The 20,058-nt window shown below is 42.7% G+C and carries 8 protein-coding genes; all 8 read right to left on the bottom strand.

The features are described from left to right. Positions 1-5 precede the first annotated feature (5 nt). The 8 genes from BMW53_RS04540 to BMW53_RS04505 all read right to left on the bottom strand — a co-directional run bounded on the left by BMW53_RS04540 (position 6) and on the right by BMW53_RS04505 (position 20,015). Positions 6-5,807 carry a glycosyl hydrolase family 95 catalytic domain-containing protein gene (locus tag BMW53_RS04540; protein WP_051567924.1) on the bottom strand — a complete coding sequence of 1,934 codons (5,802 nt, stop codon included), beginning with the start codon at positions 5,805-5,807 and terminating at the stop codon, positions 6-8. A 92-nt stretch (positions 5,808-5,899) separates the two neighbouring features. Next, positions 5,900-8,491 (bottom strand): glycoside hydrolase family 3 C-terminal domain-containing protein, encoded by a 2,592-nt coding sequence (locus BMW53_RS04535; RefSeq protein WP_038560411.1) that lies wholly within the window; start codon positions 8,489-8,491, stop codon positions 5,900-5,902. A gap of 170 nt (positions 8,492-8,661) precedes the next feature. Further along, entirely contained in the window at positions 8,662-11,475 is a 2,814-nt protein-coding gene (locus BMW53_RS04530; protein ID WP_081804866.1) for a glycosyl hydrolase family 28-related protein, read from the bottom strand. A gap of 111 nt (positions 11,476-11,586) precedes the next feature. Continuing rightward, positions 11,587-12,849, bottom strand: coding sequence for a glycoside hydrolase family 99 protein (locus BMW53_RS04525; RefSeq protein ID WP_038560405.1), 1,263 nt, complete (start codon positions 12,847-12,849; stop codon positions 11,587-11,589). Positions 12,850-12,873: 24 nt separating this feature from the next. Further along, on the bottom strand, positions 12,874-14,322 hold the full coding sequence (locus tag BMW53_RS04520) for a GDSL-type esterase/lipase family protein (protein ID WP_038560390.1): 1,449 nt from the start codon (positions 14,320-14,322) through the stop codon (positions 12,874-12,876). A 15-nt stretch (positions 14,323-14,337) separates the two neighbouring features. Beyond that, entirely contained in the window at positions 14,338-16,590 is a 2,253-nt protein-coding gene (locus BMW53_RS04515) for a glycoside hydrolase family 3 N-terminal domain-containing protein (protein WP_081804865.1), read from the bottom strand. Between the two features lie 36 nt (positions 16,591-16,626). Beyond that, a complete protein-coding gene (locus BMW53_RS04510; protein ID WP_038560388.1) occupies positions 16,627-17,745 on the bottom strand; it encodes a Gfo/Idh/MocA family protein in 1,119 nt (372 codons plus the stop codon). Positions 17,746-17,771: 26 nt separating this feature from the next. Further along, a complete protein-coding gene (locus tag BMW53_RS04505) occupies positions 17,772-20,015 on the bottom strand; it encodes a GH92 family glycosyl hydrolase (RefSeq protein WP_038565013.1) in 2,244 nt (747 codons plus the stop codon). Positions 20,016-20,058: the final 43 nt, after the last annotated feature.

The following is a 20,058-nucleotide window of genomic DNA, read 5'->3' as shown; positions in this document are numbered from 1 at the left end:
TGCGCTTACTTTATTTCAACCTCCGCAGGAACAATGTTCCATCCTTCAACCATCAACTTTGGCTTACCACCAAGCAGACATTCTGTGCGGTATTCAATGGTTATGGTTTTTGACTCGCCCGGTAATAACGAGAAGTAATTGTCGCTGTAAAATGCAGGCAATACGCGCTCGTCCGATGGGCTTGTCAATAACTTGGCACGAACAGTCAAGGCAACATCTTTACCTGGGTTACTAAACTCAACAGTCATAAACTGGCTGTCTCCTTTTGTTTCAACCGATGCTTCACCTTTCAATGTCACATCGTTCATTTCTGAAAGTGCTGTGTGATCCTGGTATTTCTTACCAAACCAATAGAAGTTATCTGAAAGCACTTTATCGCCGTCCATCAATTTTAACTTAACAAAATAGGTCGCCGAGATATCGGATGGAATTTCCAGCTTAAAACATTCAGTTACATCATCAATATTGGAATCAATGGTTACCGATTTTGAAGATTTCTCTGTCCCGTCGAGGTTGTAAATCTTTGCCTCAGCTGTCAGATTTTTATAACTCTTATTGCTATTGTTGGTAACCTTGATATCGTTGGTAGAGTTGTCCCACAATATATGCAGCGGTTCACAAGCTTTTTTACATCCGAAGAAACCGGCATTTTGCTCCAGGTAGTAGTCGTATGTTTGCCACACCATTGACGGCCATGCCGACTGGCTCATCCACATGAGCAAGCCATTACTGCGGACATTGGCAATTGCCTCGAACATCGCCTTGTGGTTTTCCATGTTCACCATTTGCGCTTTACGACAGAAATCTTCGATTCCTGTTGCCTCACCATAGTTATTATTCACAGCATCAGTGAAGCGGTTACAGCCCTGAACACTGTTACAGTAATCGTGGATACCCCACATTTCGTTAATGGGCCACAGGTTTTCTTCCGGCAACATCGCTTTGATACTTTCAAAAGTCGGAACGTTTGGCATACCCATTTCTGAGTGAAGCTTGCGGTTATGACGCCCCATGTACCAACGAGGATGTTGAACACTGTAAGGTCCCCAACCACTAACCAGTTTATCAGCCGAGTGTGGAATATAAGGACGGGTATCATCGTAAGTTGCAGTTAACTCAACTAATTTATCAAATAAGGTTGCCGGTGGGTTTCCTTCGTTACGGCCACAGTACAAGGCAATGGCCGGGTGATTGCGAAAATGTTTCACTTTGTACAGCGCATTTTCCATAAACATATCAGGATCATCAGGATTTGGCCCATCACCCGGGTTGGCCAACCAGAAGTCGTCCCAGATCATTACACCATATTTGTCGCAGGCATCGTAAAATGCTTCATCACCTGTCATTCCCACCCAGTTGCGGATCATCGTAAAGTTCTCTTCTTTGTGCATGCGCACACGGTCATCATAACCTTGTGCATCAAGGCGCATCATCGATTCGCTTAAGCCCCAGTTTCCACCTTTCATGGTTATACGGCGGCCATTCACATAAATTGAAAGCATATCGTCGGTGGTGGTGGTAACCTGGCGGATACCGAAAGGAGTAACCAGTACGTCTGATTCTTTTCCATCCACCTCGAAGGAGAAGGTCATTTTGTGCATATTTTGCTGACCATAACCATTCGGCCACCAAAGTTTTGGATTCTTCAATACCAATTGTGCAAACTCATCTTTTGTGAATTTTAAAACTGATACTTTGTTGCCTTCAACTTCAACCTCTTTGCTGAAGGTAATATCACCCGAGTCCATTGATCCTTTTAAAACACCAGCTACTTTTTGGTCTGAATTGTTTTTCAGTTCAACTTCAATATCCAATGTTGCCGATGTCGTATCAGGCAACGGAAGTGTTGTTTTGATAAACGGGTATTGAATGGTTACATCGCCAGATGCCGAAAGGAAAACATCGTCCTGAATACCAACGTTACGGCCACGGATAGTTGGCACCCAGTCCCAACCAATACTTGCGTGAATAGTCGGGTTATCAGCACCAAGAACACCTCCGTTTCCTCCTGCGCTTTGCAGGGTTTGAACCGTCACATTTCCGGGAGTATCATTTTTATGAATAAATACGGCAAGATTACATTCTTCGCCAGCTTTCACATACTTACTAATATCAAACATCCCTTTGATAAAAGCGCCTTCAATTTTTCCAACGTTGTTGCCATTTACATACACATCAGCTTTCCAGTTGATGCCATTAAAGTTCAACCAGACACGTTTTCCGCGGTATGATGAAGGAATGGTAAATGTATTGCGATACCAGTAATCGACTGTAAAATAGGCATCAGAAATCTGGAGCTGCTGATCGCCAAAATTAGGATCAGGAATAGCCCCGTTATTCAAATAGCTCACCAAGGCAGTTCCCGGAACGGTAGCAATTTGCCATGAGTCGCTGTCGTATCCAGATTTTGATATTTCCTCACCGGTTTCTTTAACCTCAGGTGCACGTTGGAGTTTCCAGTTGCCACCGGTTAAAAACAATTTTCCATCTTCCTGAATAGCCGGTTGTGGTTTAGCAGTTACAGCAGCACCACCTTCACCATATACCTCAAATTCGGTAAGTGAGTAGCCCTCTCCCGTACTGCATCGGGTTGCATACATACGCACATAATGTGCTGAAACTTCAGGGAAATTAATATCATCAAATCGTCCGTTTCCGATAGTCGTCGAGAATACTTCTTTCCAGTCTTCTCCGTTTTCAGAAACCTCAATCTTGTAATCTTTTGCATATCCGGCATCCCAGAATAACCTCACATTACTGATTTTACAGGAAACGCCCAAGTCGATTTTTAACCATTGTGGTTGAGATGCATCAGCTTTCCAAACACTTGCAAAACCAATAGTTTCGATACAGTTAAAATCGTTAGTGTACAAACCAACTTCGGAAAACTGCAACTTGTCTGAGCCATTATTTTTAGAAACATCAAAACGATAAAACTTGAATTTTTTAGTATTATCTATTTTGAATTTCTGATTTTCCAGACGTTCGTTAAACTTTATCCCACTGCGGGTATCAAGAACGGTCCAATTCTTTCCATCGTTTGAAGCTTCGAAAGTCCAATCCTGCGGATCGCGCAGAGGATCGTCGTTACCGGATGTAATGATATATTTATTAACGGCATAAGCTCTGTCCTCACTAAATCGATATTGCACCCAACCTTCTGAATGAAAACTCAGGAATTTTGTTTTTGGATCATTATCGAAAGCACATTTAACCTCTTCACCAGAAGGAGAATCGCCATACTTAGCCCAGGTATTTCCTTCTTTTTTACTTGATGAAATGATTCCATCAGTTACCAAATGTCCGGTATTATCATAATTCAAAGCACTTGATTGGTAAACCGCACGATGAAGTGCCACGTTTTTCAAGCCTGCTTTACCTACGCTAAGTTTAAGCGGAGTGCTTGTTCCTGCTTTAAGCGTGATTTCGCGGGCAATGTTGCCAATTTTGGATTCCTGAACTTTCGCTTTGGTATCCAAGTTGTTAATTCCCTGACGTTCGATTAAAGTAACTGTTTGATCGATATCTGATTTCAGAATACATTCTACAGTACCCTTTTCAAGATCCCATTTCATATTTTCAACAGTAACCCTGTTAAGTGCTTTTATTCCTGAAATTTCACCTTTTGCAAGATAGGAAGGCAATGCCGGCAACAACTCTAGCATATCGGCACTTGAACCTACCAACATCTCAATCATAACTGCCGGAACAGAATTACAAACATCGGTACAGAACACGCGATTATTTACATAGTGCGCTGAACTTAACGAATTAAAGTAGAAATCTTCACTGGTTAAACGCATCAGTTTATCACCAACTGATTCACCGTATTTTAATTTACAGGCATGTAGTGCAGCCTGCAATAATCCATGCCCTGCATCTTCAAATCTGTGCTCATCTTTTTTCGACAATGCAAACCGGGCAGCTTTGTAAAGTTCAGGTGTGGCTTCCGGAGTAATCTCGTACATTGGCCAAGCTGCCAGTAAAAGACTTGAGTGGCGGTGCCCGTATGTTTCTCCAAGACCCGGCCAGGCCCATTCTTTAAAAGCACCTTCTTCGTTTATCAAATACGGAGGCATTTTATCTAACATGCCCTGCCATTTTTCAACACCGTCTTTTCCCTGATTAATCTCAAGAATATTACTCGCATCAATTAATGTTTTCAAACAAAACTTGGCTCCGGCAATATCAAAAGATGAGTTATTTACAAGTGATAGCTCGACTCCCGCGGGTCTGGTCTCCGGAGAAATAGAACCTGCAAAAATGTATTTACCGTTTTTATCTGTTTCAACAAGAAAATCTTCGTAGAAATCAGCCATTTCCCTCAACATCGGGTACAGGCGTTCACGCAAAAACTCAACATCGCCGGTAATCAGGTAATGCTCCGAAAACGGATACAAAAGCCAACCCATCTCTCCGGTAACATATTGATAAGGATAATAATAATTGAGCGCTGATATTAAACCATTCAGCCCGGCGGTATTTCCTCCACCCAGCAGACCACGACATCCTAATAGTTTGTCGGCATTTACACGGAAACCTTCGCTTAAACGTTCCATTAGTGTGAAATATCCTTCCATTGCTTCCGGCATATTACCAATATTACCTGCGGCAATCTGAAGATTCAGGTTGGCATCGAGGTGGTAGTAACCACTCCAGCCAACATTACAGTCTCCGGTCCAAATACCCAATAAGTCGGGCGCAGCATAATCACTACTTGACGACAGGTATAAATAACGGCCTGAATCGAAAATTCGTTCCCAAAGTGCCAGTACCGGCTTTTGCGATTCACGCTGCATCTGTAATAATTTTTCATTTGGAAGTTTCCGTTCTGCTTCGCTGGCATTGAAATCGATTTTCACCCGATCGTAAATGGCCTGATGTGTTTCAATCTGACCTTTCAACAGTTGATTATAATCTATTGGAAGTTCCTTCAGATCAGACTGAATAAGCTCTTGGTCCCAATTTTCTGTGCAGTCGCTGAAGTATCGTTTCGAGCGGGTTAACATGGTAACTGACTTTGCACCTTCAATTTTAAGGACATTTCCAACTACAGTTTTTGTTCCACCGTCAGTCTCTACACGGGTAACTCCCTCGTAACCTGCATTGTTCGTTTTGTCGGGATTAGGATAAACCGCACGAATATTTAAACCGTCGGTTGTTGCTGTACTTGTGAATTTCATATCACCGGGAAAATTCATTCCCGGATCATCGTCTAATTTAATTTCACAGCTTATTGTTCCGTTGTCTGGTGCAGTAAGGTACTGAACTACAACGTCGTCTTTGCGCGACACAAATGTTTTGCGCTCCCATGTTCCACGGTTATCTCTCCAGGTTACAGTGATCTCACCTGTTCGAAAATCACAAGTGCGCATATAATCCTGAACATCTCCATCCCCAGGAATGTCAATCGTCATTTTAAAACCAGGATGTTTATCTCCTTCGCCACCATTCTTCCAGCCATGAACTTCATTCGCCAGATCGTTGGCTTCTTTCCATTTCTCCTGAACACAATATTCCCTGATTTTGTCGAGGTCTTCTCTACTCACTTTATTAAAGCTGCGCTCGTGTGTGGCAGCCATAAAGAAATCGCGATCGTTATAAATAATTGTTTCTTCCAACGGGTTACCGAATACGATAACACCCATTTTACCATTTCCGGCCAAAAAACCGTTGGCCCAGTCAGTATACGAAGCAGGATAACTTTTCGAAAAACCCTTCCGCGACATATCGCTTCCATCCTGATTTTTCGTTCCACACCCTACAATAAACACCAACAAGATTATATATCCTAAAATCAATTTCATAATTTCCAACTCAACGTTTAGTTACTTTTCCTAAGTCTTTTTCTGATTTTTTTTTACTTCTATTTCGTGATAATCCATCAACAATCTTATTACTATTTCCCTGCAAAACTTAACTTTCCAGTTAGCTTAATGTCATCGGATGAACCTCCAACCATAATCATAAAATTATTGTGTTCTGCAGCCTGATCCGAATCGTGGTGCCACGTTGTTATGGTCTGTTTATCCAAATTGAATTTAACCGTTTTAATTTCTCCTTTATCCAGCGAAATGCGCTCAAAACCCTTCAACGCTTTTATGGGGGTTATTATACCGCTTGTTTGGTCACGCACATACAATTGAACCACCTCGTCTCCAGCAACTTTACCCGTATTTTTAACGGTAACTTCTACCGTTGCTGTAGCGTCGTTCTCCTTATTTGCCGTTTGAATCCGCAGATCAGAATATTTAAAACTGGTATAACTTAAACCATATCCGAAAGGATAAACCGGTGTTCCCAAGAAATAGCGGTATGTTCGGTTGGCCATGCTATAATCTTCAAAATCGCCCAGGTCATCCACATTTTTGTAGAAAGTAACCGGAAGACGTCCTGCCGGATTATAATCTCCAAAAATTACATCAGCTATTGCGGTACCGGCAGCCTGCCCGCCATACCAGGCATTCACAATTGCCGGAATGTTGTTTGATTCCCATTCCAACCCGATGGCACTACCTATCATCAAAACAAATACAACCGGTTTTCCGGTAGCCTGAAGTTCTTTTAGCAAATCCAGCTGAACAGCAGGAAGAGCAATGGAAGTACGGTCGCCCTTTTTAAATCCTTCAATTTCAACCGGCATTTCTTCCCCTTCGATTCTTGATGAAATTCCGCCGGCAAACAAAATAACGTCAGCATCTTTTACAACTGATACAACATCTTCAGGAGTTGTTTTTTTCAGAGTGCCCAAATCGAAAAATATTTCGGCATTGTCGGCAAACTGTCGGTAACGAATGATGATCTCATATGTTTTCCCTTTCTCGGCCTGCAAAATGTAATAAGGGTATAATTCGCTCACTTTATTTTGTTTTACACCATCGATGTACAATTCGGCCATATCGTCGGCAGGCACATTAAAACAATATTCATCTGTTTGTTCCGGCATAAATACAGTTGACCAGCGCGCGGTCATTCGACTGGCAATAACGTTATCTCCAACTTCTTGTCCATCTCCCCATTTGTAATCAGGTCTCTTCTCCAGGCGCGTTAATGCAGGCTCTCCTTCCCAGTTCAAATTCTGGAAATACTCAGCTTTAAATCCATATTGCCCTTCAGAAGTAAATAGTTTGCTATTATATTCAGAAGTAAACACCAGATTATCAACCAGGTTACATCCTTTCTCATAAACAACTTCGATATCCTTTCCGGCCTTATCTTTCACTCCCTCTAAAAAGGTGGTAACTTCCGATGGGTATCCGTAATAATTGGCCAGTAAAACATCTTCGCTGTCAGCATTCGGGCCAACAACAGCTATCTTTTTAATTTTACCTTTGTTGAGCGGTAACAAATCATCTTCATTTTTAAGTAAAACGATCGATTCCTGAGCCATTTTTAATGCATGTTCTTTGTGCTCATCGCTTTCCAGCACTGATAGCGGGATATTGGCATAAGGCACTCTTTCGTCGGGATCGAACATTCCCAAACGGAACCTGATTTTAAAAAGTCGTTTTAACGAAATATCAATATCTTTTTCTGCAATATCACCTGCATCAATAGCATCAAACAGTTCGAGGTATGCCGGATTGTGAGAACATTCGCAGTCGGTTCCGCTTAAAACGGCATTGGCAGCTGCATCGGCTGCGTCGTCGTGTGTTTTATGCGTTCTGAAAAAATCTTCAATGGCGCCGCAGTCAGAGGTAACGTAACCATCAAATCCCCAATCTTTTCTCAGTATATCCGTCATAAGTAAATCGTTACCGCAACAGGGTTCGCCGTAAAACGCATTGTAGGCGCACATTACACCTGTAACTTTCGCATTTACAACCAGTTCCCGAAAAGCCACGAGGTAGGTATCCCATAAATCAAAGTCACTAACCTCGGCATTGTACGTATGGCGGTTCCACTCAGGTCCATTGTGAACGGCATAATGTTTGGCACAGGCCGATGCCTTCAGGTAATTCGGATCGTCGCCCTGTATTCCCTTAACAAAAGCAGCACCAATTGCCCCGGTAAGAAAAGGATCTTCGCCATAGGTTTCCTGTCCTCTTCCCCATCTGGGGTCTCTGAAAATATTAATATTAGGACTCCAGTATGTCAGGCCTTTGAAAATTCCGGGATTTCTCTTTCGGGCCGAGTCATGAAAAATAGCACGTCCTTCATCCGAAGCATAATCTGCCATTTTCTTTACCGAATGAATATCCCAGGTAGCTGCCATCGCAATTGCCTGTGGAAAAGAAGTAACCCGGTATGGACTTCGTGCAACTCCATGCAAGCATTCGTTCCACCAATTGTACGCCGGAATACCCAGTCGTTCAATTGCCGGAGCGTTATTCACCATTTGTCCGATTTTTTCTTCAAGAGTGAGCTGACTCACTAAATCATCGACACGTACGCCGATTGGCAAATCGGGATTTTTAAATCGATACTGAGCTAAGGTTCCAAGAGAACAAAGCAATATAAGTCCTAAAAATAATGTCTGTTTGATTTTCATTTTATCTTATTTCTATTGAAACTTTCCTTTATACACTGATTCTGAAATTCTATTACGGGACGGTTTAAAGTAATCCCGGTTGCGCAACATGAATTACTAAAGTATTTTCGGCAAACATATATTTCGTTTCTTCATCATTTTATTAAGAAAGAAAAGATACTGTTAAATGATCACTTTTTATTGGTTATTATATCAGCTCCATAAATCTTACCCGGTTGCGCATTGTCTTCCCTGAATCCTGAGATGTAATAATTATTGGTTAACTCGATTGCAACACCGGTTGCATGTAACTTTGTATACACATTGTCGCCGGTAGCTTCGCCCTGCATTGGGTTTGCAAAATAGGAAGTGTACACATGCGCATCTCCCCCCCTGTTGTCGATACCCGGAGCACCGGACCGCTGGAAGTTTGCCTGCTGAAAACGAACGGTACCACTGTTAATGATAGCACCGATTACCGGACTTCCCCAAAATGCACTGTTGTATAGAACCAGCTCCGCGGCAGGATGAACTTTTTCAGTATTAACTTCATCGCCCATCAAAACATACGACCGCACCTTTTCTGCTGTTCGGGTACAAACCAATTCCGAGTTAATAGCGATTAACTTTGTGTTTTCGTCGGCATCTTCTACAAACAGCGAAAACGAGCAACCATCAGAACCGTGGCCGATAACCGTCATTTCACCCGGATCTGTTCCGGTAATTTCGTCTTTCAGAAAGTGAATTCCATAGAATGATCCGTAAACAAAATTGTTAAAAATCGTTTGGTTTTTGATATCGGCAAACTTAAGCGCACTGCAGTTTGATTGAATAAAACGTGTCAGGGAAATTTTTGGGTATCCCTGCCCACTTTGTGGAAGTCTTGAGCCGTAGTGCGGGTTGAGCTGCATATTCCGGATAAATCCTCCCCGGGCACCTCCGCCAACCCAGATACCTGCCCGTGCCAATACACCACCGAAATAATCAACATAGTGTCCGCTGGTATTGTAAGAGGCGAGATCAATTCCCTTATCGCCAATTGCGGTAATATTTACAATGTACACATTAGTACCTTGTCCCTGTATCATGAACGGTGTGGTTCTGGGATTTTGCGCACTAAAACCATCGGTTGCAATATTCAGTTGCGCAACCGTAAGTCCACGAATTCCTGCGCCTTTCTCGAGTTGAATAAGGGAAGCTCCTTCCTCTCCGTTAGTGCCACCTGTATAATTTGTAAAAATAGCCGCGCCGCTACTTTGGGTGTGGTGCTGAACATCCCAGGTTCCGCGCAATTCAACGTCTGATGGAACCTTTATCGGGTGATCTACCAAATATCTTCCCCCCGGTAAATACACTGTACCACCACCGGCAGCTTTCACTTTGTTGAGCGCTGTTTGCAGTTCTTCCGACACATCAACTGTTGGCTGATCGTTGTTAAAACCTGTTGCTTTTGGTAAATCAACTTTCAACACATTGTTTGAAGCCGGTCTCGGATGTACCTGAATATCAGTGGTAATATTTTTAGGAATCGGATCAAATGAATACTCGTCGCCTTTCAAAATCTCAACTTTGGCTGATTTACTATTATTTTTAACCTCCAGTTTTCGCTGGTAGCCTGAGTTTACCGATTTTAGTGTATTCACATCAGTTCCTAAAAACACATGCCCTGCAGGTTTGGTAAAATCGCATTGAGTAAGTAGCGTATTGCCATTGTTTATCCGAAGTGCATAGTCGTTGTAATCGCTAAACGTGCAGCTTTCAAACGAAACAACTCCGTCGCGGCCATCGCTTACAACAGGACCTGTAAAATCGACTCCATTAAACTGAACCGATGTCTCAAAATCATCATAGAAATAAACCGCCTTACCGTCCTTTTCTGCTCCGAAGGTAGAATTGGATATCAGCAATCCGTAAGGATTTACAGCCTGAACATACAACCCGGTTTCACAATCTTTAATATGAATTTCGTAAAACTGTGCATTTGGCGTATCGGAATATCCCGGTTCACGACCAACCCACATGCCGGTTTTATAACCCGAAACATAAAGATATGACACATATTCCCAATCGGAACGGTGCATGTTAAATCCAGTGCCGTTTGCACGGGTGTAACCGGTTGTTTTCTCCAACGACGGAGAACCGGGAAGCCCCGAATTAGCCCAGTATTTTGGATCAATTTTTACATTCTCGATACGACCGATATCGGTACACACATGAACTTCCACTCCGGTATTCAAAGCAGTCATGTAACAGTTTAAAAGATAATGCAATTCACTTGGTGCAGAATAGAAACCATTGTAAGTATTTACCAAGGTTACATTTTCAATTGTAGCACAGTCGCCGTTTGCCTGAAACAAAGTCCACGGATAAGGTTTTACATCGTTAATGTCCTGCTCGGGATACCAAATTGACAGGTTTGTTACGCCCGTTCCTGCTTTCATATCAATAAACCGGTCGGCAATGCTGGTATATGTTGTGCGAAGTGCATTTCCTGCCTGCGAGTCGTTCCACCAGCTTTCAACAGCTGCATTGTAGTTAGGTGCGTCTTTCCCAACGCGTACCTCAAGAATAGTTCCCAATACTTTCCCGTCGTATAACTCCGGATCTGCCCAGTCGCCACGAAGCTGCACACTTGGCGGCAGATTTAAAACATATTGGTAGTCAAATTCTTTCATAGCCTCCTCGGCTCCCTGACGTACCCGAACGGTACGGGAAGCCGTTGCTGTACTGCGAAACTCGTAATTACCGGCCGGAATATATACAACTCCACCGCCATTTTCGTAAGCCGCATCAATTGCAGCCTGAAAAGCAGCCCGGTTATCAAAGCCCGGCTCGGCTTTAGCACCAAACTTTGGGTCGGTTACTACAAAATCAGAAATAACCCAGTCTTTTGTTGGGTAATCTGTTTTTATACTTTTTTCAATTAATCCTGAGCTGTTAGTCGCCTGGGCTTTTACTCCAAGCGATAACAACAACACTATGCCAACCAATATAATCTGTTTCATTGTAAAAAGAATATTCTTAATTGTTGATTGTTTTCCGTTGCATCTGAGAATACCGTTTACCGTAATATTCTGAATCCATTTATGCTTGTTACTTGTCGTTTCTGATTTCCTCTATTCTCTTTCAGGCTGCGTAAAAACCAATGGCTTTTCTTTTCGAAGCATTTTGGCAGCTTCGCCCGTCAACCACAAATAGTGATCAGAAGGTTTTCCATCCAGCCCAACAAACTGTAAATGATTACTTACCGGTGGATTATCGGATACTTTAAAAATGGCTGTCCCTTCATTCACTTCGTCAAACATGGCTACATAAATCATTTCTGCACCTGAACGAATAGCAGTTGACATTTGCTGCCAGTAAAACCGACCTCCCTGACGAGGAATTGATCCGGATGGTTTAATATCGTCAGGAAACTCGTGAACACTTAAGTTATGCCAGCTGAATCCAGGGCAAACACAAGGCACATAATCGATATTATTGGCTTTACACCAACTTATATCATCCAGAATGAGATCCCGGAGACGATCCATATCGTTGTGCAGCAAAGGCGTAAATCGCTGTACCATCCAGGGTAGCACAATGTCAACCTGCTTAATTAATTCATGCAAATAAGGATCGTGAATACAATCAGCATTTAAATCGCGCCAAAAGGTTGGCACGCCCATCATAATGCTGCAGCCACCATATTCAGGATCGTTTTTCAGAAAATCGATAAAGCGTTCTAATCCAATATTGCGGATGTTATACGGACGATCAGGAAAACCAACTCCCCAAATGGCAACCAATGGTTTGCCATTGTGGTGCAGATAGGTTTTCGCCCCCTTTTGGTTGGTTACCTTTAATGAATCTACCAGGTATTTCCAATCTTCAATCAGTGTGGAACAGTCTTCTCCCGATTTTCTTAAACCTGACAAATCGTACATTATTGCAATCGCCCGATCGTATTTCGAAGCAGCTTCAAATGCATGGTTCAACACATCAGTTGCATGGCCATGACGCGCATTTGGCCGCGCAGCACTAAAAAAACGTTGCATAAAAACGCCGTCTAAACCATATTCCTGCATCCAGTTAAAATGAGTGTCAACAGTACTTTTGTCGGCCGAATTAAAAAACCGTGCCGTACTTCCATCTGCCAGTTTCAAGCCGGTTGGATAGGTCTTTTCATATTCACTAACATCGGGCCACATATCCAGGTGTACTCTTTTTTCATCAGGATACATTACCTTATCTTTTGGCAAACGAAACCATCCCTGGTAACCTGCCATAATCAAGCCTTTATAACTTTTGTATTTTGTCTCGGAAGCATGTTTATTTGCAAATGCCCAGTTAAAGGCAAGCAGTAAACAGAGTGTTATAATAAACGTGTTCTTTTTCATATCTATTTTCGTTGAATTGAATATTTAGTTGTCAGTAAGAAAATTATACTCCGAGGCTTCGAGCAGAAAGCGCACAATGGGTTCGGGATTTGGGAAACTGTGCGGATGATGCCCAAAACCGGGCTTATGAATTACAGTAACTTTACCTCCGGCAGCTTTTACTTTCTTTTCGAAAGGAAGCGTGTTTTCTTCTGGCAAAGCAGCTTTATCTTCATCTGCACATAAAATCAGAATCGGATAACCTCCTTTAACAATCTCATCAACTTTGTTGATCGGACTGTTGTTAAAAGCCTGCAACTGTTCTTCGGTAGTGATGTTATAGTCGTTTTTAAATGCTTCAAATTCAACAGGGCCTGGTTCTCTGTTTCCTAAACCGCAAGGCCAGCTTTTCATATCCAGCAAAGGATTATCAATGTAGACGCCACTTACTTTTTTCGGATTTTCAGCCGCCCAGTTTAGCACATAAACTCCACCACGGCTCATACCTTCCATCAGGCATTTTTTAGACAGACCGGCTTTTTTCAGCAGCTTGTAAAAATCGTTGTAAAGCTGAATACATTCGTCATTTCCAAACAATTCGGCAGCGTCGATATATACCAAGTGAAAGCCACGTTCGAGCAGGGCAATATCGGTTTGTGGTTCGTGCCCCCAAAAACGGGTGCGCCAAATCCACGGATGCCCTTTTGCCGACCATTTGGGTTGAACCACTTTACACTGCCTTCCGCTTAACGTAAAATCGGCACATTGATAACCTGCAAAAGAACTTAACGTTTTTGTTTCCGGAAGCTTTGGGAGGATATCAAATTTCTCATCGCGAGACTGAACAACGGCTTCGAACAAACGTTTGGCCATAATTGCCGATCCTTCTTTATTCGGGTGAATTTTATCCGGCATCAATTCTTCGTGATTAATCAGCAAAGGATGCATATCCAGTACTTCCACATCTTTTTCCAGAGCTGCTTGTCGTAACCCTGGAATTACCTGACTCGAAATTGCAGGATCCCAGATGCCGGTTGTATCCTTCACAAAGGAAACAATCGGCAACATGACAATCACCCGCGGATGCGATGGCAACTGCTGAAATGCCTCAATCATTTCCTGACAATCGGTATTAATTTCGTTTAAGTATGGCCGGTTGATTAGTTTGGCATCATTCCCTCCCAGATCGATAAAAACAATATCAGGATCGCTGTCTAAAGCCTGCTGGTACTGTTTGGTGTTCCAATAAGGCGAGTTGCCTTTTTTTATCATAGTAGTACCTCCAACGCCATAATTACTTACCTCGTAAGCATCGCCCAGAAAAGTCTGTAGCTGTCCGGGAAACGAAAAATGAGTTTTATCTTCAATAAATGCACCTTCGGTAATGCTCGCTCCAATGCAGGTAATTTTTACAACCGCCTCAGTCTCCATAGCCGCCAACAGCATAACGGTCAACAAAATACAATAACAGAACCTAATTCTTTTTTTTATCATGATCATCCAATTTGATTACTCTTCAACAGAAAGAACAGTTTTTAATCGGATGTCATCAGATGCGCTTCCCACCATAATAGTAAAATCTCCGGGTTCAACAACACGTTTCATATTGCGGTTCCACAACGAAAGTGCTTCGTGATCAACCTTGAAACGAACCGTTTTGCTTTCGCATGCTGTTAGTGAAATGCGTTCGAAACCTTTTAAGGCTTTTACCGGTGTAGTTACTGTTCCAATTTCGTCGCGGATATACAATTGCACCACTTCGTCGCCGGCAATATCTCCGGTATTTTTTATGGTAATTTCAACTATTGCCTCTCCTTCCGGTGTAATTGTTTCAGGCTGAATTTTAAGATCACTGTATTCAAATTCAGTATAACTGATACCATGTCCGAAAGCATACAAAGGCCTGTTAGAAACATCTACGTAGTTGTGTTTCGACGATGGTTTATGATTGTAGTAATATGGAATTTGCCCTACAGACCGAGGGAAAGTAATTGAAAGTTTTCCCGATGGATTTACGTTCCCCAAAAGCACATCGGCAATGGCAAGGCCACCTTTTTCTCCCGAGAACCACGACTCTACCACCGCCGGAATATTTTCGGCAATCCAGTTAACTGTTAATGGCCGACCGTTAAACAGAACAGCAACAACAGGTTTTCCGCTTGCATAAATTGCTTTAATCAATTCAACCTGGTTGGCATCCAAATCAATGGCCGAGCGGTCTTTTCCTTCGCCAACTACTTTTACATTTTCACCCACAACAACAACCGCAACATCCGATCTTTTGGCCAGATTAACGGCTTGTTGCTTCAAACGTGGATCATCTTTTTCGAGATCGTAACCTTGTGCAAACTGAACACTTTGTCCATCACCAACACGTTGTTTTAAACCTTCAAGAATAGAGATTCCTTCTTTATCAGGATTGGTATATCCTCCAGGATAGGTGCTTTCAGCCAGTTCGCCAATTACCGCAATACGTGCATTTTTATTTTTTAAGGGAAGAACAGAATCTTCATTTTTCAGCAAAACAATACTTTTCTGAGCTGCTTCCAAAGCCAGTTGCTGGCTTTCTTCGGTATGAAAAACTGTATTCTGAAGATTCGGATCGATGTATGGATTTTCGAATAAACCCAACATAAATTTCACACGAAGAATATCGTGAACTGCCGCATCCAACTCCTGCTCTGTTAACGAGCCATTTTGTAAAGATTCCTTCACTCCATTAATAAGACTCTCGTGAGCAAAATCGTAAAATTGCATGTTCAGTCCGGCTTTTAATGTTTGCGCTAAAGCATCGGCAGTATCTTTTGCAGCTTTATGACTATTTACCGTCATTCGAATGGCTCCAAGATCCGACAACACAAACCCGTTGAAGTCCCACTCATCGCGCAATACATCTTTCATTAACCAATCGTTAAAAACACATGGAACGCCGTCGAGCTCGTGATAAGCCGCCATAATTCCTTTTGCTTTTCCCTCTTTAACCGCTTTTTCGAAAGGATACAAGAAAGTTGAACGGGCTTCCCGTTCACCAACAAAAACTGTTGCAATATTGCTTCCAGCCTCAGGTACACTATGTACAGCAAAATGTTTTGGTTCAGCAATTACCGTATTGGGCTGGTCGAGTCCTTTCCCCTGCATTCCCTTAACAATAGCGGTTCCGTTTAAGGCTGTCAGGTATGGATCTTCACCGTAGGTTTCTTCAACACGCCCCCAACGCGGATCGCGGGCCAGCCCGATTACCGGAGCCAATATCATATGAACACCATGGGCTCGGGCTTCGGTACCGATAACCTCTCCAACTTTACGAACCAGTGTGGTATCGAAAGCGCTGGCCAGTTGCAGTGGAATGGGAAAAGTTGTACTTCCCTTTCCACAGTAACCATGAAGACCTTCTTCAATAAACATGACGGGGATTCCCAAACGGGTTTTCTCCATCATGTATTGCTGAATTTGATTGGCTATTTCAACATCCAGCGGATATAAGTCGTGGATAGAACCTGCTCCAACTGAATCAATCATCGTTGAAATTTTCTCTTCGGAATATTCTTTCGCATCGTGACCTTCCAGAACAGCAACTTCTTTCCCCCAGTACATATCAATCTGGGCGATTTTTTCATCCACTGTCATTCTGCTTAACAAATCATCGGCTCTTTCATCCACCGATAACGATGCGTTTTTATACCCTTCAGTCGCTGATTTGTTGTTCGTGCACGCAAATAAAGCTATTAGCACGATGTAAAATACATTCCTAATTTTAGTCATATTGGTTTAATGGCTTTGTGGTTTATAATTGATTTTTTATTCTTTCGTTGGTTTTATTTTGATGGTTTTCCCTGTTTTTGCCGATTGGCGCGCAGCATCAAGAATTTGTACAACCATCATGTTGTTTTCAAGCGAATAAAGTCCGTAAGGAGGCTGGGTTATTTTTCCGGTAATCACATCGTAGAAATAGGCAAAAGGATCTTCGTAAACAGCCACATCATTTGCTGTTACTTTAAGTGCAATTTCGTCTCCTGTATTTCGGGTACGAATACGCATATCGTTTTTATTATCGGCAAAAACATAGCCGTCGGTGCCATATATCTCCATGTCTTTCCGGCTAAACGGCCAGTTCCACGAAGCCTGAATAATACAATTCGATTCAGGGTAGGAAACCACAATTGTTGCATCGTCGTCAACTTTTGTATAAATATCGGGTTTCAACTGGCGTGTTACCGCAGTTACCGAAAGCGGAGTTTCACCATTGGTTAAAGCAGTCATTAAGTTGGCGCCGTAACAACCAAAATCGACAATAGCCCCACCGCCATTTAATACAGGGTCGGTTAACCAGTCAAGAAAATACTTGTCGCAACCAATTTCTTTTGGTCCCTTGTGCCCGTCGTGAATTACCACTTTACGTACAGTGCCCACATTTTTTTCATCTTTTACCAATTGAAAGGATTTTGCGGTAGTTGGATACCACGAAGTTTCGTAATCGGTTAACAGGTGAATGTTATATTTTTTTGCCAGTGCAGCCATCTGTTTCGCATGATCCATGCTCACTGCAAGCGGCTTTTCAACCATTACATCAATCCCGCGCGGGGCACAGGCTTTTACAACTGCCAAGTGATCGTAAATTGAGCCGAAAGCCACAACTGCCTCGGGCTTCACTTCGTCCAACATTTTTTCCAGATCGGAATAAATAATATCAGAATCAAGGTTATAGCGTTTTTTCAAAATCCCGGTAAGTTCCTGATCGGCTTCGCAAACACCAACCAACTCAAAATCACCTTTATCGGGGCGGCCAAGAATAAACGAAATGTGTCCGTGAGACATTCCTGCAACTGCAAGGCGAACCGGTTTTTCTGCAACGTTTGCTACACAAACAGTTGTACTTAGAAAAACGGTAATTAAAACTAAAAGAATACTTTTTTTCATCGTTAAATAATTAGTTAATTAAACATTTACATTTTCCCGAAATCCTTATTAGGAACCGGCCCCATCACAAATTTGAGTGTTCCTCCATTCAAAATATCCTCATGACGGATATAATTAATACGATAAGGTTCACCATTTAACTCAACCGATTGGATGTAAATATTTTTTTCGCTATTATTTTCGGCCTCAACAACAAAGCTTTTTCCCCCTTCCAAATGAATTTCAGCTTTATCAAACAACGGGCTGCCAAATACATATTCGCACGAAGCAGGAAAAACCGGGTAAAAACCTAGCGAAGAGAAAACATACCAGGCCGACATTTGCCCGCAGTCTTCGTTGCCAATCACCCCGTCCGGATCATCGTGGTAAAACTCATCCATGATGTACCGCACTTTTTCAGCGGTCTTCCACTGTTGCCCGGTGTAGCTGTATAAATAAGAGATGTGGTGGCTCGGCTCGTTTCCGTGTGCATACTGACCGATTAGGCCGGTAAGATCAACCAGCACCTCTGATTCGTCTTCTACTTCAAGGGTAAAAAAGCTGTCGAGGCGGGCGTTAAACCGCTCCTCTCCTCCCAGTAAATCAACCAGTCCCTGAACGTCTTGCGGTACCAGCCACAAATACTGCCATGCATTTCCTTCGGCATAATCCCTGGCCTGGTTGTGTTTTGAAATCAGCGGATCAAAAGGCCTGCTCCAGCTGCCATCTTTGTTTATTCCATGGAAAAAACCAACTGCCTCTTCATAAAACAGCTTGTAGTTTTCAGCACGTTTGGTAAAATATTCGTAGTCTTCGGTTTTACCCATTGCCTTTGCCATTTTTGCTATGCTCCCGTCTGAAATGGACAGTTCCAGCGCTTGTGCCACTGCACGCCCAACACTTTTGTCATCTGCAGGAATCGGTTTAAACTCACGCAGGTAGTTCAGCCCCCTCAAATCAGACATGGCCGTATTTTTTACGGCTTCCCAGGCTTTATCGACATCAAAACCCCTGTAACCTTTCAGATAGGCTTCAGCAATAACCTGGATGCTACTGATACCAACCATCGTTCCGGTTTCGTAACCGTTGAGGTGCCAGATGGGTAAATACCCCTGCTGATCGTAAATGGCCAGCATCGTATTTACAAAATCATTCATTCTTTCGGGTTGTGTTATTGTGTACAAAGGATGTGCTGCACGGTAAGTATCCCAGGTCGAAAATATTGTATAGTTGGTAAAACCGGCATTTGTATAAACCTGGTTGTCTGCTCCCTGGTAATCGCCGTTATGGTCGTTAAACAACGAAGGGTGCATGTAAGCATGATAAGCTGCAGTGTAGAAAATATGTTTATCCGACTGGTTAGCTGTTTCAACCGTGATTTTCTTCAGCTCGTTGTTCCATTTTTCCCTGGCCGATTCCACTACTTTATCAAAATCCCATCCCGGAATTTCTGCTTCAATATTGGCTAAGGCATTCGCTGTGCTTACGGGTGAGATCCCCACTTTCCATTCTACTTTTTCAGGTGCCTCATCAAAACTGATTAATCCTTTGATTGCAGCTGCCTTTGCCGATTTTCCTTCAAGCGGTTTGTCGTTATCAAAAATCTCAAGGTTTGAAAGCGGAACTGAGCTTTTCACTGCAAAATAAACCTGCTGTTCTCTTGCCCATCCCGAAGAAAAACGGGTGCCCACCAAGGTATAGTCGTCAAGTTGTTCGAGCGATGTTTCGGTTGAGCGGTCGTTAATCCCTTCTTTTAAATCGATAATAATACGCGCCTGTTCATCTTCTGGAAAATAATAGCGATGAAATCCTACTCTTTCGGTTGCTGCCAACTCTACTTTTACGCCATTGTCCATTGTTACTGAATAGTAGCCCGGCTTTGCGGTTTCGTTATCGTGGCTGAAGGTTGACAAATAGCCTCCGTGCGGATATTCCTGGCGGCCTTTGTCCAGGCGAACTTCGCCGGTATAAGGCATAATCAATATGTCGGCCAAATCGCCAATTCCTGTTCCGCTTAAGTGTAGCTGGGAAAAACCGATCAAAAGGCTGTCGGAATAATGATAGCCCGAACACCAGTCCCAGCCTTTGTAAATATTATTGGGACCTACCTGGACTGCGCCGAACGGTACATTGGCCCCGACAAAAACGTGCCCGTGTCCGCCTGATCCGATAAACGGGTCGACATAATCAACAGGCTCTTTTGTTTCCTGCGTGGTTGGCTGACTGGAAGTACAGCTCATGTTTGCGGTTGCCAGAAACAAAGCGGCAACAACGGTATAAATAATCTTCATTCTCTTCTGTTTGTATTTCATGTGGTATGTTTTACCTGTTTTA

The organism is Draconibacterium orientale, from assembly GCF_900111425.1.
Lineage (GTDB): Bacteria > Bacteroidota > Bacteroidia > Bacteroidales > Prolixibacteraceae > Draconibacterium > Draconibacterium orientale.
This window is presented reverse-complemented; position numbering and strand designations above follow the sequence as displayed.

Coding starts and splice junctions, on each gene's coding strand:
- BMW53_RS04520 (WP_038560390.1), bottom strand. CDS start 14,322: ATGATAAAAAAAAGAATTAGGTTCTGTTATTGTATTTTGTTGACCGTT.
- BMW53_RS04525 (WP_038560405.1), bottom strand. CDS start 12,849: ATGAAAAAGAACACGTTTATTATAACACTCTGTTTACTGCTTGCCTTT.
- BMW53_RS04540 (WP_051567924.1), bottom strand. CDS start 5,807: ATGAAATTGATTTTAGGATATATAATCTTGTTGGTGTTTATTGTAGGG.
- BMW53_RS04515 (WP_081804865.1), bottom strand. CDS start 16,590: ATGACTAAAATTAGGAATGTATTTTACATCGTGCTAATAGCTTTATTT.
- BMW53_RS04530 (WP_081804866.1), bottom strand. CDS start 11,475: ATGAAACAGATTATATTGGTTGGCATAGTGTTGTTGTTATCGCTTGGA.
- BMW53_RS04535 (WP_038560411.1), bottom strand. CDS start 8,491: ATGAAAATCAAACAGACATTATTTTTAGGACTTATATTGCTTTGTTCT.
- BMW53_RS04510 (WP_038560388.1), bottom strand. CDS start 17,745: ATGAAAAAAAGTATTCTTTTAGTTTTAATTACCGTTTTTCTAAGTACA.
- BMW53_RS04505 (WP_038565013.1), bottom strand. CDS start 20,015: ATGAAGATTATTTATACCGTTGTTGCCGCTTTGTTTCTGGCAACCGCA.